We start from the raw sequence: 16,270 nt of genomic DNA, 5'->3' as shown, positions 1-16,270 counted from the left end.
TTTACGGAGCATATGGTGTAAAAATTTTACCATTATTTAACGATCTGCCTCTTGTCTGTAAATTTGGCATTTATTAGTTTTGGTGCCCAAGATGAAATTGCTATTCAATTTTTTCATATCACTGTGTATACTCTTACTGAGCGGATATGGTCAACCAGACGGCCATAACCAACAGAAGTATACTGACTACGCTTTTGCACAAACAATCGGCACCCCGGGAGTGGCCGGCTTCAACGCCATTCAGAACAACAGGGCTTTTGATATCCACTCCGATTCGTCCGATTCAGAAAAGCGCCGGCACAGAACACATGAAAAAAATATTGAAGAGGAATACGAACCTGTACCGGTAAAAAAATACCTGAAGAGTAGTAACAGCCTTACTGCTCTTTTTTATGCCCTGACTTTCGGGCATTTCTTCCGTTATATTAAGAACAGCCTGTTCACCGGCAGGCATTTTGTCCGGTTTTCAGCTTTTTGCCCGTTGTACATCAGGTTCCGGGTGTTCAGATTATGATTTTTTAAATTCCGGTGAGCAGGCCATCCTGCCTGTTTCACCCCCTTTATAATATATGTACAGAAACGCCCTTGGCACTACGCTAAAAGGGATGCCTGGCTGTGCTGTATATCACATACTTCATAAAATTTATCTACCAAACCATTATTAAAACCAGAATCATGATGAAGAAAATTCTCATGCTTGCAGGTTTGTGTGCGTTGTTTTTCCACACAAGCTGCGAACCCCGTAAAAAAGAAAAAGAAGCAGCTACGGAGTTTCTCGTTACCAGTCCGCTAAAAAAAGACACTCTGATCACCAAAGAATACGTGGCCCAGGTACATTCCATACGCCACATTGAGCTCAGGGCACAGGAAAGGGGCTATCTGCAGGATATCTATGTAGACGAAGGCCAGTTTGTTAAAAAAGGGCAATTGTTGTTCCGTATCATGCCCAAATTATACAAGGCCGAATTGCAAAAGGCGAAAGCCGAAGCCGATTTTGCCGAGATCGAATACAAAAACACCAAAACGCTTACCGATACCGATGTCGTGGCCCCGAACGAACTGGCCATGGCCAAGGCAAAGCTCGACAAGGCAAAAGCAGAACTGGCGCTGTCGGGCGTGCATTTGCAGTTCACAGAGATCAGGGCACCGTTTGACGGTATCATCGACCGCTTTCACGTAAGACAGGGTAGTTATCTCGAAGAGGGAGAACTACTGACCAATATGTCCGACAACAGTAAAATGTGGGTGTATTACAATGTCACCGAAGCCGAATACCTGGATTATATGTCGCAGACCGAAAAAGACGACTCAACGGCTGTTAACCTCCTGATGGCCAACAACAGGATTTTTGAACAACCGGGAGTGGTAGAAACCATAGAAGCTGATTTTGACAACGAAACCGGAAATATTCCCTTCCGTGCCACTTTTCCCAATCCCAAAGGGCTTTTAAGACATGGTGAGACCGGAAGTATTCTTATGAAAGTCCCTTTTAAGGACGCATTGATCATACCGCAAAAAGCAACCTTTGAGATCCTGAGCAAAAAATTTGTTTTTGTAGTCGGTAATGATGGGCGTGTTAAGCAAAAGGAGATTTCCGTAAAAGCAGAATTACCACATTTATTCATTGTGGATAAAGGATTGTCTGTAAACGACAACATATTACTCGAAGGGATCCGGATGGTGAAGGATGGTGAAAAGATCGCTTATAAAGTTGAAAAACCGAAAGAAGTGGTAGCAAACCTGGAGATGTATGCAGAGTAATTCAAACCTATAAAACAGTGTAAAATGTTTGCTAAATTTATAAAGAGACCGGTATTGGCCATTGTCTTATCGGTCGTCATAGTTTTTGTTGGTTTATTGGCCATTAAGCAGTTACCCATATCACAGTTTCCGCAAATAGCCCCGACAACAGTCAATATTTTTATAGCATACCCCGGAGCCAGTTCGGATGTATTGGTAAAATCAACGCTCATTCCTTTGGAAACATCTATAAATGGTGTTCAGGGCATGCGTTATATAGCTTCAGATGCTACAAGTGCGGGTGAAGGCACTTTGCGTATCATCTTCGAACCCGGAACCGATCCCAACCAGGCCGTAGTTCGCGTTAAGACCCGGGTGGACCAGGTGATGCCCTTACTCCCGGAGCTCGTACAGCGGGAAGGAGTTATTATCACCCCTGTGCAGCCCAGTATGCTTATGTATGTGAATTTGTCCAGTAAAGAAAAAAATAACGATGAAAAATTTCTTTACAACTATGCATACACTAAAATAGTCCCGGAAATTCAACGTATAAACGGTATAGCCAGTGCAAAAATACTCGGTAGCCGAAAATATGCCATGAGGGTCTGGCTGAAGCCCGACCGTATGAGGGCGTATAAAGTCTCCGCCGAAGAAGTTCTGGAAGCGATGGATGAGCAGAGTATTATTGCCCGCCCGGGACGGCTTGGAAGAAGTTCGGGCAAGAAAACACAGGCCCTGGAATATGTATTGGTGTATAAAGGAAGGTATAATGAGCCCGAAGATTATAAGAATATTATTATCCGGGCCAAGGAAGACGGCGAAATATTAAAACTCAAGGATGTAGCCGATGTAGAACTGGGTAGCGAGTTCTACGATATCTATTCCAATTTAGACGGCCGCCCGGCAGCCTCTATCGTACTAAAGCAAACCTTTGGAAGTAACGGTAGTGACGTTATTAAAGCCGTTAAAGCAAAATTGCAGGAACTGGGAAAAGAGTTACCACCGGGAGTGGAATACGAGATAGGTTATGATGTGTCGAACTTCCTGAATGCCTCCATAGACCAGGTATTACATACATTGAGAGACGCCTTTATTCTTGTGGCCATTGTGGTATTCCTGTTTTTAGGAGATTGGCGTTCTACCATTATCCCCATTATAGCCGTGCCGGTATCTTTGATAGGTACCTTCTTTATTATGCAACTGTTCGGGCTTTCCATAAACCTGATCACGCTTTTTGCATTGGTACTGGCCATCGGTATTGTGGTAGATAATGCCATTGTGGTTGTGGAAGGGGTACACGTAAAAATGGAAGAAGAAAACCTCTCGCCATACAAGGCATCCTATGCCGTATTAGGAGAGATAGGAGGCGCTATTGTTGCCATTACATTGGTTATGGTATCGGTATTTATACCTATTTCATTTATGACGGGACCTGTCGGGGTGTTCTATCGTCAATTCTCCATCACCATGGCAGGGGCCATCATATTGTCAGCAGTCGTAGCCCTTACACTTACCCCGGTATTATGTGCCATGCTGTTAAAGAATAACCACGGAAAGGCCAGGAAAAAATCCCCTGTTGACAGGTTTATAGATTGGTTTAACGGCAAATTTGATAAACTGACAGGAAAATATGTAAACGTCCTGAAATTAATCGTGAACCGAAGGGTGATTACCTTCGGTATGTTAATAGCCTTTTGTGTCGGTATCTTTTTAACAAACCGGGTATTACCGGCAGGATTTATTCCAAACGAAGACCAGGGAATGATCTACGCCATCATACAGACCCCTCCCGGAGCTACATTGGAACGGACCAATGAAGTGGCCAGGAAACTGCAGAAGATCTGTGAAGAAACGGAAGGCGTTGCATCGGTTTCTTCACTGGCCGGATATGAGATCATGACCGAAGGACGGGGCTCCAATGCGGGGACCTGTCTTATTAACCTGAAACCCTGGTCGGAACGCGAACACGGCGTTCATGAGATTATGGAAGAGCTGGAAGAAGAGACTAAAGACCTCGGAGCTATTATAGAATATTTCGAACCACCTGCAGTTCCCGGTTTTGGGTCTTCAGGGGGGTTCTCCATGCGTTTACTTGACAAAACAAACGATACAGATTATAAGGAGTTTGAAAAAATTAACAACAATTTCATGGACGCGCTGCGGGAACGTAAGGAAATAACCGGGTTGTTTACCTTTTTTGCCGCAAATTATCCGCAGTATGAATTGAAAATCAATAACAAGGCGGCCATGCAGAAAGGGGTTTCTATCGGAAAAGCCATGGAAAACCTCAATATTCTGATCGGTAGTACTTACGAACAGGGATTTATTAAATACGGCAGGTTCTTTAAAGTATATACACAAGCAGCTCCGGAGTACAGGGGAATGCCTTCCGATCTGGAAAAACTCTATGTTAAAAATGAGGAGGGAGAAATGGTGCCTTATTCTGCCTTTATGACCCTGGAAAAGAAACTGGGACCTAACGAGATCACCCGGTATAACCTGTATAATTCCGCATCCATCAGAGGGCTTCCGGCTCCCGGATATACCTCCGGAGACGCTATCAACGCCATAAAGGAAGTAGCAGAGCAAACACTGCCAAGAGGATATGATATTGCCTGGGAAGGCTTGTCTTATGATGAAGCATCCCGTGGAAATGAATCCATATACATTTTTGCAGTCGTACTCATTTTTGTATACCTCGTGCTTGCGGCCCAATACGAAAGTTTCATGCTGCCGATGGCCGTTATTCTTTCGTTGCCCGTAGGTATCTTTGGTTCTTTCCTGTTGCTGAAGCTAATGGGGCTGGCAAACGACGTGTATGCACAGATCGGTGTTATTATGCTCGCGGGCCTTTTGGGTAAGAATGCCGTGTTGATCGTTGAATTTGCCGTTCAGAAGCGAAGGGACGGAGCTTCTTCTATTATAGATGCCGCTATTGAAGGAGCCAAAGCAAGGTTCAGGCCCATACTGATGACCTCATTTGCTTTTATTGCCGGATTAATTCCACTGGTTATGGCTACCGGAGCCGGAGCCATAGGAAACAGGACCATAGGCGGTTCTGCCCTGGGAGGAATGCTTATAGGTACCATACTTGGGGTGCTGGTCATCCCGGGATTATACTATGTTTTTGCAAAAATGTCAGACGGAAAGGAACTTATCAGGGATGAAGACACCGAGCCCGTTTCGGAAGAGTTTATGAGAATAAGCGAGGGAGAAAGCAAATTGCAGGTCAGGATCCGTAAAATGAATAAGGTTTTGAAAAAATTAATGAAAAGATCAGACGATGAATAAAAACAATATAGTACAATATGGCAAAACATCTTTGGTTGGGATTTTTGCATTGGCTACACTGTATTCCTGCGCCCCCACTTTAAAAACTGTGCAGGAAGACACAACGGTTCCGGTTCAGTATGCAGGTCAGTCAAAAGACAGTTTAAATTCAGCCCGGATAAAATGGAAGGATTATTTTACAGATCCGTACCTGGACACCCTGATAGACACAGCGCTGAAAAACAACCAGGAATTGAACATCACCCTGCAGGAACTCGAGATCGCCAGGAACGAGGTCAGGGCACGGAAAGGGGAATATCTGCCCTTTATAGGCCTTAAAGGTGGTGCGGGTTTTGACAAAAAGGCCCGGTATACCAGCCAGGGTGCCAGTGAAGCTACCACCGATATTAAACCGGGAAGGGAAATGCCCGATCCCCTGCCCGATTACATGGCAGGTGCCTATGCCTCATGGGAGGTGGATATATGGAACAAGCTGCACAATGCCAAAAAAGCAGCCATCAGCAGGTACCTGTCTTCGGTGGAAGGAAAGAACTTCGTGATCACCAATCTCATCGCGGAGATCGCCGGTTCTTATTACGAATTGCTGGCGCTCGACAACCAGCTGAACATCGTAAAGCAGAACATCGAGATCCAGAACAATGCCCTGAAGATCGTAAAACTGCAGAAACAGGCCGCGCGGGCCAACGAACTGGCAGTGCGTAAATTCGAAGCGGAAGTACTCCACACCAGGAGCCTTCAATACGATATTCAGCAGGAGATCATCGAGACGGAAAACAGGATCAACTTTCTCATAGGCCGGTATCCGCAACCTATTGAGCGAAAATCCGAAGCCTTTGCCGACCTGGTCCCCGACCATGTGCACTCCGGGCTCCCGGCAGAATTGCTGGAAAACCGCCCGGACGTAAAACAGGCCGAACTGGAGCTGGCCGCGACAAAACTCGATGTTAAAGTGGCCAAAGCCAGGTTCTACCCTTCCCTGGGTATTTCCGCAAGCATCGGTTACCGGGCATTTAACCCGAAATACCTGTTAAGAACGCCCGAGTCCCTGTTGTATTCCCTGGCCGGGGACATCACCGCCCCGCTCATCAACAGGAACGAGATCAAAGCCACCTATTACAGTGCCAATGCCCGGCAAATACAAGCCGTTTACAATTACGAACGCACCCTGTTGAATGCCTATATCGAAGTGGCCAATCAACTGGCAAAGATCGGTAATCTCGAAAAGAGCTACGACCTGAAATCCCGGGAGGTCGATGCCCTGACCCGCTCGATCTCCATTTCAAATATCCTTTTTAAATCGGCCAGGGCCGATTATATGGAAGTATTAATGACCCAACGCGATGCGCTGGAGTCTAAATTTGAGCTTGTCGAAACCAAAATGCAGCAGATGAACGCCATGGTCAATATCTACCGGGCCTTAGGTGGTGGATGGAACCAGGCGAATAACACCAGGCCGTAGCTGAGTTGTTTTTATAGAAAACCCGGAACGGTACAGGCCGGGGCAGTTAGAAAAAGCCTTCAAAGTTTTTGATTTTGAAGGCTTTTTCTATTTGTTTTAGATATTACCAAACTACTATCACTGTTCCTATAATCATTCTTTTACTACCAAAAACGCTATTTTTAGTTATATGGTTCCATGTTCAATAACCCGTATATCATAAAAAGACTACAAAAACAGGTATAAGCTCTTATCCTAAGATATTTAGCTAGCAAAAAACATATCTGTCCGGTGCGGGGCGATATCATTTATAGCTTAACCACTCTTTTTCATATGGATATATCCTTTTTGCCCATTTTTTCTCTCAAAATATAAATGTTAAAATTTTGTTAAAACAATCATTTCTTTTTAGCTATATATAACATCGCCATGCGTGAGTCGTTATAGAAGCGATTGAAACTTATAAATCAAATTATCTCAACTATGAAGAAAGCGATTATTGCAACTGTATTGGGAAGTGTGGTCCTGACCTCCTGTGTCTCCAAGAAGAAATACGTGGCGCTGGAAGAAGACCTGTCCAATACCAGGAGTACTTTGCAAAAGACTACCATGGAAAAAGAAGAACTGGAGGACAAATTTGCAAAGATAGAAGCGAGAGTAGCCGAATACAATGCTAAAATAAACTCTCTCAGAGAAGACAACGACGAAAAATTGGTTCAGGTAGGCGATCTTGCTGTAATGTCTAACAATACCAAGGAAAAAATGAGAGCTACCCTGGCTAAGGTAGACCCGGCAGAACTGGCAAAAGCTGAGACCCTGGAAGATTCCATAAACCTGGCTATCTCTTACAATGTGAAAAACTCCATTACCGATGATTCTAACGACGAGGACATTGATATCAATGTAGACAAGACCGTAGTTATGATCAATATATCGGACAAGCTGTTGTTCCGAAGTGGTAGTTATCACGTAAACCGAAAGGCTTACGGCCTGCTGGAGAAACTCGCTCAGGTGATCAATTCCGAGCCCAGCATGGACGTTATGGTAGAAGGGCATACCGACTCCCAGACCGTTAAAGAAGGTGCCTATATCAAAGATAACTGGGAACTGAGCGTAGAACGTTCTACATCCATCATCCGTTTACTGCAGAACAAATTTGGCGTAAACCCCAAGCAACTGATAGCTGCAGGAAGAGGTAGTAATATGCCTCTGGTGGACAACGATACTCCCGAGAACAGGGCCAAAAACAGGCGTACAAGAATAGTCATTATCCCTAACCTGGATAAATTCTTTGCACTGCTGGAATCATAGTCTGCCAAAATATATTCAATGGACAAGCTGCCCGGGGACCTCGTTTCCGGGCAGTTTTTTTATGGCCGGTTGCCAGTTGCCAGTTAAAAGCTGTATTAGAACCCGAAACTGGCAACCCGCAACCGGTAACTTTAACACAAACCTCAATAATAATTTGTATTTTTCATTCCGGATAAACCAAAAAAATCTCATAATCCATGAAGAACTACAATTATTTAATCCTTTTCGTTCTTGTCCTGTCGGTAGCGTGCAAGACCGATAAAAAGACAGAAACATCCGATACTTCCCGGGAACAGGACTCTCTTGCCCTGATTGAAAAAGCCCGGAAGATACACCACAATGTCATCACCATAGATACACACAATGACTTCGATGTAAAAAACTTCACTGATAGTCTGAATTACACGATGGACCTGGAAACCCAGGTCACCCTGCCCAAAATGGAAAAAGGCGGGCTGGATGTCTCCTGGCTTATTGTCTATACCGGGCAGGATTCCCTGAATGCGGAAGGATACGCCATGGCCTATGACAATGCCATGGCCAAATTCAATGCTATCCACAGGCTTTGCGAAGAGATCGCGCCAGACCGCATAGAACTGGCCCTTACCTCCGACGATGTGCACAGGATACACGACTCAGGAAAGCTGGTGGCCATGATCGGTGTGGAAAATGCCTATCCTGTGGGAACAGACCTGTCTAATATCAAAAAATTCCACGACCTGGGGGCCCGGTATATGTCACTCTCACACAATGGCCACAGCCAGTTTTGCGATTCCAACACAGGGGAAGAAGACAGCGTATGGTTGCATAATGGCCTCAGCGAACTCGGAAAACAGGCCATAACCGAAATGAACAAATGGGGCATTATGATAGACCTCTCCCACCCTTCTGCCGAATCGAACAAACAAACCATAAAACTGTCAAAAGCCCCGGTAATCGCTTCGCATTCTTCGGCCCGTGCACTCTGTAACCACAGCAGGAACCTGAGCGATGAAGAACTCCTGATGATACGGGACAACGGCGGCGTGGTGCAAACCGTAGCATTTTCCGGCTATGTCAATACCGAAAAGAGTGAAGCCAGAAACGAGGCTATACGGGAGCTCCGGAAGCAAATTGCCGACTCCCTCGGGCTTACCTGGCTGGATAGAGAAGGTTTCCTTGCCCTGCCCCCGGAAAAAAGGGAAGAGTACCTCAGCAACGTATATGACAGGGTAAAGGCCATAGGCGAAGAAAAAATTAGGCAAAACGACAACCTTCCCAAAGGCCCTAATGTTTCCGATTTCGCAGACCATATCGATTATATGGTAGATCTTATCGGGATAGACCATGTAGGCATCAGCTCCGATTTCGACGGTGGCGGCGGTATCGATGGCTGGGACGACGCCTCGGAAACCTTTAACGTTACCCTCGAACTGGTAAAACGGGGATACACAGAAGAAGATATCCGAAAATTATGGGGCGGCAACCTGCTCCGCGTTCTGGACGAGGTACAAAAAACGGCTGAAGAATTGCAGGCAGCCGGGTGAAAAGGACACCCCCCTGTGCCCCCCTCAAGGGGGGAACCTATTTCTCTTCGACAGATGATCATCCCCCTTGAGGGGGGCACAGGGGGGGTGTAAACCGTCTCAACTCCCACAGCACTCCGATTCCCCCAATAACCGTATCTTTGCAAGAGTGCTAAACCAAAAATATTTCTTTTATATGCAACAAGGACCCGTTTATGAATTGAGCCGGAAGTTCTACGATTTTATGGTTGCCAAAGGTGTTTCGGAAGAGCTTGCCACTCAACTGAACCTGCTGGTAAATCTCATTGCAGTAGCCATAGTGGTATTCCTGCTCGACTGGCTTTTTAAAAAAGTGGTTATCCGTGCGTTTGCCGTGTTTTCCTCCAAGACCAAAACCACTTTCGACGATTTTCTGGTACAGAGCAATTTTCCCAAGTACCTGGCCCATATTATCCCGATGATCTTTGTTATAAAGATGATCCCGGTGGTCCTGTCCGATTTTCCGGGCTGGAGCAAATTGTCCCTCAAGGCTGTCGATATTTATATGGCTGTGCTTGCGGTTTGGATATTCCGCAGTTTTCTCCGCTCCCTCAAGAATTATCTCCGCACCAAGAATGCCTACAAAGACAAACCTCTTGACAGTTTTGTACAGGTATTCCTCATCATAGCCTGGATTATTGCTTCCATATACCTCTTTACAGTGCTCACCGAAAAAGATCCGATAACCTTCCTCACTGCCCTGGGTGCCGCTTCAGCGGTTATCTTACTTATTTTCAAGGATTCCATCCTGGGTTTTGTGGCCAGCATACAGGTGGCTGCTAATGACATGGTCCGGATCGGTGACTGGATCACCGTGGAGAAATACGGGGCAGACGGTGACGTTATGGAGATCAACCTGGCTACGGTAAAGGTCTGCAATTTCGACAAAACCATAACCACCATCCCCACTTATGCCCTGATCTCCGATTCTTTCCGGAACTGGAGGGGCATGCAGGATAGCGGTGGACGACGTATAAAAAGAGCCCTGAACATCGCCGTAAGCAGTATCCGTTATCTTACAGAAGAGGAAGTGGAAGACCTGAAAAAAATACATCTCCTGGCCTCTTACCTGGATCACCGCCAAACAGATATTATAAAATATAACACGGAAAACAATATCGATAAAAACATCCTCCTGAACGGACGAAACCAGACCAATCTGGGAGTTTTTAGAAAATATATTGATACATACATAAAAAATCACCCGGCGATCAACAAGGACATGACCATGATGGTACGCCACCTCCCTCCCACGGCTCAGGGAATCCCCCTGGAGATCTATATCTTTTCCAGCGACAAAAGATGGGTCAATTACGAACATATCATGGCCGATATTTTTGAGCACATCCTGGCGGCCGTACCTTATTTCGACCTGGAGATCTACGAATCACCGAGCAGTAAGGACATGAAAAGGTTGTCTCAGGGAACTTTTGACGTTAAGAATTAGGTAGTTAGATTTTAGACGTAAGATTGCAGGACATAGGATATATGGTTTACGGTTTTTAGCCAACATATAACCTGCAACTTTCAACCCTAAACACATTCGTGTATCCCCGGCTTTAGGTCAGGGCAGGCAATGGCTAAAACAAAACCATAAACTAAAAACGCCAAACAAAAAAGGTTGTCTTGCAAAGCGCGTCAATTTCCCCGATCCCGGAGAAGGCTTTACAGACAACCTTCTGTTTTTTTAGCTGAAATTGCAGCTTAGTTATAAACTGCTTCTTTCTTAAAGTGTTTTACCAAAAGGTAATAAATCACCGCCCTGTATTTATTCCTGTTGGAACGACCGTACTTTTCTATAACAGAATCTATCGCCTTATCGAGGTCCGCACCATCCTTCAAGCCCAGTTTCTTGATCAGGAAGTTCTTTTTTACCGTAGCAAGCTCATTCGGATCACTTCCGGAAACCGTCGAGGCATCCGCATTGTAGATAGAAGGCCCAAGCCCCACAGTTACTTTGGTTAAAAGGTCTGTGTCCGGTTTTACGCCACACTTGTCTTTAAGGTCGGCGGCATACTTGGCGATAAGTTCGTCTCTTTTGCTCATTAGTTTTATTTTTTTAGTTAATAAGGTGGTTCTAATTTAGCAAAAATTATCAGGATTTTAACTTTTCATCCCGGTTTATTCAGAAAAATCATCGGTTAAATGTTTGAAATAATCGATTAAAACCCCATCGTTAATCGTTCTCGGAGTAAATACCTCCAGCAATTTCGGACGGTCGGAAGCAGCATAAAACCCGGTCAGCCGGTCCTTCAGGGAATTTTCGTCATCTGCAGTTACATAATCTATTCCGTACATTTTACAAAGGTGTTCCGCGGTAAGCCCGTGTATCGTTTCAAAATAGGTATCGAAATTGGGTGTGTTTTTATGCCCCGGCAATATGCGAAAAATACCTCCGCCTCCGTTGTTGATGAGGATGATCCGGAAATCCTTTCGTATATGTTTGTTCCACAAGGCATTACTATCGTAAAAGAAACTCAGGTCGCCCGTTATGAAAGTGGCCGGGACCTTGCCGGCTACCGATGCCCCGATAGCAGTAGAAGTACTGCCATCAATACCACTGGTCCCCCGGTTGCAATACACCTGCCAGCCCGGGCGCATGGCAAACAGTTGTGAATACCTTATGGTAGCACTATTACTGAAATGCACAAGCTGTTCTTCAGGAATGGCCCTGAACACCCTGTCGTATACCTTGAAATCCGAAAAGGGGATTGTTTTCAGATAACTGTCGTGTTTCTCTTCCCTCCGCACTCTAGCGTCCTGCCAGTATGACTGGTAATCACTTTCCCCCTTTTCGAGCCCCGGAGCCACTTCAGAAAAGAAATGTGCCGGAGAGCTCAAAAAATGATGGGTGAGGCCAAAGAAAGTATCATAGGCTTTCTTCGTATCTATATGATAATGCCATTCGGGCGTGTACTTCCTCAAAAAGGCTTTGATCTTTTTGGAGACGATCATCCCTCCGAAAGTAAGGAGAAGTTCGGGTTGCAGTTTTTGGAGTTCTTCTTCTATTTTCTCCACCGGGGCAACGATCTTGTCAATACCGGGAAAGAATTTGGAATGAAACAGGTTGGATGTCGTTTCGGTAAACACGATCACCGAAGGATCGTCAGCCAGCATATCCAGGTACTTTCCGGGAATGTCCCCGGGGTGGTTTACTCCTACCAGTACCATTTTTCGCCGGGCCTGGTTCCAGCGTTTCACAAAGGTATCCATCGAATCTTTATCGGCCTCCTTTTTTTCCGGCTTGGACTCCCATATTACCGCTGGGGCTTCCGGCGTTTCCACAACTTCATAAAGGGGTTCCTCAAAGGGCACATTGATGTGTACAGGGCCTTTTCCGGTCACGGCTGTATGTATGGCCTTTTGTACCTGTTCTTCATTATAGGCCTTGTCCCCTTCCCTGAGATTGGCCGAATAGAGAATGTGGTTGGCAAAGACATTTTGCTGCCTGATGGTCTGCCCGTCCCCGATATCGATCTTGTCCGCCGGACGGTCTGCCGAGATCACCACCAGGGGGATATCGCTGTAAAAAGCCTCGCAGACAGCCGGATAATAGTTGAGCAATGCCGACCCGGAAGTACACACCAGGGCAGCCGGTCTTCTGGTCCACTGGGCCATTCCCATGGCAAAGAAAGCGGCGCAGCGTTCATCTATGATACTGTAACAATTAAAAAATTCGTCGTGGGTAAAACCTATGGTAAGCGGTGCATTCCTCGACCCCGGTGAGATCACCACTTCGGTAATGTTCTTCGCTCTGCACAACTGGAGTACGGTCTGTGCAAGCGGTATTTTCGGATATATCATGTATTGTTTCTTATAAGTAAATCTGGCCTCCTTTTATGGGGCAATAACAGGATCCGTGTTCAGTACCGCAAAAGTAGAGTACAGCCCGGTAAGTACAAAGGATTCGCAGGATTTTAGTTCCTGGGGTAAAGTTTTATCTGTTCCCGGACACTTTGTTTCGTTTTACACCGCCATGTTTCCTCCCTCAAGGGCAATGTCAAATTACACCACCCCTTCGGGGTTTATATATAGTCTTACCCTTCCTGGTTCTATAATTCTGTCATCCCTTCGGGATTAAAAAAGCCTGAAAGGCTGAAATACTTATAGCAACAAAGACATTAAAGAGGTCCTAAACCCCGAAGGGGTGGTACATTTATTATCCATGGCCTTAACTAAACGACATTACCCTCAGGAGATATTACCGCTTTTTAAAGAGACTTTCGGTCCTCCCTTGAGAGGGGAAAACAGGGAGTGTACCCCTTTAAAATACCTCACCCTACTTATCAGTCCAGTATCTTTTTCATCGTAAAAGACTTATTCACAGTCTCCTCCCATTCCGATCCCGGGTCGGAATCACGTGTAATGCCTCCGCCGACATATAAGGTTGCGATATTGCCGTTCATCTGCATGCACCGGAGATTTACATAGAGTTCCGAGTCCCTGTTTTCGGTATTGCCATCCTGTTGTCCGGAAATGTCTGTGTTCAGTTCTCCCAGGAATCCCGTATAGAAACTCCGGTCATACCCTTCGTTTTCCAGGATAAACAATCTGGCCTCATCTTTGGGAAAACCGCAAACAGCAGGTGTAGGATGAAGGCTTTTGAGCAAAGGGGCTATGTTTTTGGTTTTATATTCAGGGATCAGTGTGGCCTGTATATCGGTACGGATGTGAAGCAGGTTGCCCGCCCTATGAGTCCCTGCGCCCGATATTTTAAGGCTTTTAACCTTAAACCTAAGGCTATCTACAATGGAATCGGTGACCACCTGCTGTTCCTGTTTTTCCTTCTCTCCCCAGAATACCCTGGTCTGTCCCGTATACTTTTGGGTGCCTGCCAATGCCATTGTATACAGCACACACCCGCGGATACGGAGCAGGGTTTCCGGAGTAGCTCCCAGCCACAACCCTACTTTCGGGTGAAACCATATATAGCAAAAAGCATCTTCATAGCGTTCCAGCAGTTTTTGAAAGATGGCAACAGGCTCACAAAGTGTTACAGGTACTTCTTCTTTCCGGGAAAGGACCACTTTTTCCAGTTTTCCTTTCCTTATGGTTTCTATCCCCTTTTGCACAAGGTCCATATGCTTACCCCTGTCGGTATTTTCCGTTTCCCTTCCGGATGGTGTGCCCTGCCCGTTTTTTTCTTCCGTATCTGTTTTTTTTCGCTGAAAACGGGACAGTAGCACTACTGTTCCCTTCCCTTCTGTTGGGCAAGGGATCAGGACCGCCTTTTCATTTTGGTTGAAAGGAGAAAATACAAATCCTTTTTCAGAAAAATCTTTGACCGGATGTAGCGCATCATCCTGTTGCAATACCGCTTTTGTAAGGCTGGTGCTCTCATGTGAGGCAGGAGAATTACCGGGTTTTCTGTAAGCCACAAAGGGCAGTCCGGAAGCGTATTGTTCTCGTATTTGTTCAAAAAAATCTTCTTCGGAAATCATCATTTTTTCCTTCTTGGGTTCTCAATCCTTCTTTTTGGGCAACGCTATCGTAGTGAGCTTGCATACGGAGATCAGGCGGCCTTCCGTATCCGTCAACCGGATCTGCCAGAGCTGGGTGGTCCGTCCCTGGTGGAGCATCCCTGCCCTTGCATATACCTCTCCTTCTTTTATACTTCGCACATGATTGGCGGAAATTTCGATACCCCGTACAAAAAAATCCTCCGTGTTCAGGAACAGGTAAGAGGCCATGCTTCCCACACTTTCCGCAAGGGCTACCATTGCCCCGCCATGCAATACACCATCGGGTTGATGCACCTTTTCGTCAACCGGCATCCTGCCCACCAGATAGTCCTCACCCACATCCGTATACTCGATCTGCAGGGTTTCCATCAAGGTATTCTTGCTCGTGGCATTGCATCTGTCCAGGATAGCTTGTTTGTCTTTTTTCATATGTCCGGTTTATGATGTAAAAATACAAAACAAATCGGGTATACGGGTATTCGAGTAATTCAGGTGTAAAAAGTATAACTCGAATACCCGCACACTCGTACACTCGCAAAAAAAGAGCGCAAAACCCGGGTTTTGCGCTCTTCTGTTCTTTATGGAATTTACCTGTTTACAGTGCACTAATACAGGTAATCCAGTGCGATCTGGTCATAATATCCCCATTCTCCGCTGGATCCGGTATTGAAACAGGCCAGCATTACAGAATTGGCATCATACCCGGTGGGGGTCCCGGGAATATGTACGGCACCTACACTACCTTCTCCTTCGTTGGAGTTCTGTCCGCAACTCTGTCTGCTGAACCAGTCGGTATGCCGCATGCCTATGCAATGTCCGATCTCGTGCATTATAACGTGGCGGTTTACGGTAGTAGTGTAATTGTTCAGCCCGGAATAGATCTGTACCCATTTGTACGGATCGCCACCTGAAGGAAAGCCTGCTTGTCCGCCTGCTCCTCCGCTAGGGCTGTATACTACGATGTCGTATGGATTGTAATTCGTACCGAACGTCAGAGTAAAGGTAAGCCCCAGGTTCTGGTCATTATAGTTATCTATGGCCTGTTGCAATGCTGTTTGCATTTTGGTAGAAAGGCCCTGGCTGCTACCGGTATATCCTATCACGTTAATGGTTCTCGGGGAATTCACCAGGTTATACGTGTGATACTGCTCACTCTCTACACCACCATGGAGTTCCATCGAGGCGAGTTGCTCGGCAGAGATCAGGATATCTCCTTCTACGAGGTAATCGGTACGAACGGTACCGTCGGGCAGCGTAACATCCGTAAGCGTAACATCATCTGTATTCAGCTCCAGAGATGCGATCTTGTCCAGGACTTCTTTACCGACTTCCTGTTGCGGGTCCATGCTCTCGTCCTTGGGGTCATTGTCACAAGAGGTAAACAATAATCCGATCCCCATCAGGGAAAGGATTACATAAGACTTCATTGTTTTCATGTAAAATTTGATTTGAGTTAATAATTGTTTCTTACCATAAGCAGACGT

The 16,270-nt window shown here is 45.8% G+C and carries 12 protein-coding genes; 7 read left to right on the top strand and 5 right to left on the bottom strand.

Translation table 11 applies throughout. From position 1 onward, the window contains the following. The first annotated feature begins 91 nt into the window (after positions 1 to 91). From KN811_RS03145 to KN811_RS03115, 7 genes are all read left to right on the top strand, one after another. Positions 92 to 514, top strand: a complete 423-nt coding sequence (locus KN811_RS03145) for a hypothetical protein (protein WP_187966662.1) — start codon at positions 92 to 94, stop codon at positions 512 to 514. Positions 515 to 678: 164 nt separating this feature from the next. Beyond that, positions 679 to 1,761 (top strand): efflux RND transporter periplasmic adaptor subunit, encoded by a 1,083-nt coding sequence (locus tag KN811_RS03140; protein WP_187966672.1) that lies wholly within the window; start codon positions 679 to 681, stop codon positions 1,759 to 1,761. 24 nt (positions 1,762 to 1,785) lie between these two features. Further along, positions 1,786 to 5,031 (top strand): efflux RND transporter permease subunit, encoded by a 3,246-nt coding sequence (locus KN811_RS03135; protein WP_187966661.1) that lies wholly within the window; start codon positions 1,786 to 1,788, stop codon positions 5,029 to 5,031. Next, entirely contained in the window at positions 5,024 to 6,490 is a 1,467-nt protein-coding gene (locus KN811_RS03130; RefSeq protein ID WP_187966660.1) for a TolC family protein, read from the top strand. The genes KN811_RS03135 and KN811_RS03130 overlap by 8 nt, the downstream gene beginning before the upstream one ends. Before the next feature lie 462 nt (positions 6,491 to 6,952). After that, positions 6,953 to 7,780 (top strand): OmpA/MotB family protein, encoded by an 828-nt coding sequence (locus KN811_RS03125; RefSeq protein ID WP_187966659.1) that lies wholly within the window; start codon positions 6,953 to 6,955, stop codon positions 7,778 to 7,780. Positions 7,781 to 7,977: 197 nt separating this feature from the next. Next, positions 7,978 to 9,306, top strand: coding sequence for a dipeptidase (locus KN811_RS03120; protein WP_187966658.1), 1,329 nt, complete (start codon positions 7,978 to 7,980; stop codon positions 9,304 to 9,306). A gap of 175 nt (positions 9,307 to 9,481) precedes the next feature. Next, on the top strand, positions 9,482 to 10,771 hold the full coding sequence (locus tag KN811_RS03115; protein WP_187966657.1) for a mechanosensitive ion channel family protein: 1,290 nt from the start codon (positions 9,482 to 9,484) through the stop codon (positions 10,769 to 10,771). Positions 10,772 to 11,028: 257 nt separating this feature from the next. Here the strand turns inward: KN811_RS03115 and KN811_RS03110 are convergent, their stop codons facing one another. The 5 genes from KN811_RS03110 to KN811_RS03090 all read right to left on the bottom strand — a co-directional run bounded on the left by KN811_RS03110 (position 11,029) and on the right by KN811_RS03090 (position 16,222). Further along, positions 11,029 to 11,370 (bottom strand): DUF2853 family protein, encoded by a 342-nt coding sequence (locus KN811_RS03110; RefSeq protein WP_187966656.1) that lies wholly within the window; start codon positions 11,368 to 11,370, stop codon positions 11,029 to 11,031. A gap of 75 nt (positions 11,371 to 11,445) precedes the next feature. After that, on the bottom strand, positions 11,446 to 13,128 hold the full coding sequence (gene menD, locus KN811_RS03105; protein ID WP_187966655.1) for a 2-succinyl-5-enolpyruvyl-6-hydroxy-3-cyclohexene-1-carboxylic-acid synthase: 1,683 nt from the start codon (positions 13,126 to 13,128) through the stop codon (positions 11,446 to 11,448). A gap of 482 nt (positions 13,129 to 13,610) precedes the next feature. After that, positions 13,611 to 14,768 carry an isochorismate synthase gene (locus KN811_RS03100; protein WP_247716389.1) on the bottom strand — a complete coding sequence of 386 codons (1,158 nt, stop codon included), beginning with the start codon at positions 14,766 to 14,768 and terminating at the stop codon, positions 13,611 to 13,613. A gap of 18 nt (positions 14,769 to 14,786) precedes the next feature. Further along, the gene (locus KN811_RS03095) at positions 14,787 to 15,215 is read right to left on the bottom strand and encodes a PaaI family thioesterase (protein ID WP_187966654.1); all 429 of its coding nucleotides are present in this window, start codon (positions 15,213 to 15,215) and stop codon (positions 14,787 to 14,789) included. A 176-nt stretch (positions 15,216 to 15,391) separates the two neighbouring features. Beyond that, positions 15,392 to 16,222: a M57 family metalloprotease gene (locus tag KN811_RS03090; RefSeq protein ID WP_187966653.1), complete on the bottom strand. Its 831-nt coding sequence runs from the start codon at positions 16,220 to 16,222 to the stop codon at positions 15,392 to 15,394. Positions 16,223 to 16,270 lie beyond the last annotated feature (48 nt).

Source organism: Sinomicrobium weinanense (assembly GCF_018863395.1).
Taxonomy (GTDB): Bacteria; Bacteroidota; Bacteroidia; order Flavobacteriales; family Flavobacteriaceae; genus Sinomicrobium; species Sinomicrobium weinanense.
The sequence above is the reverse complement of the archived record's forward strand: the minus strand, read 5'-3'. Positions and strand labels throughout refer to the sequence as shown.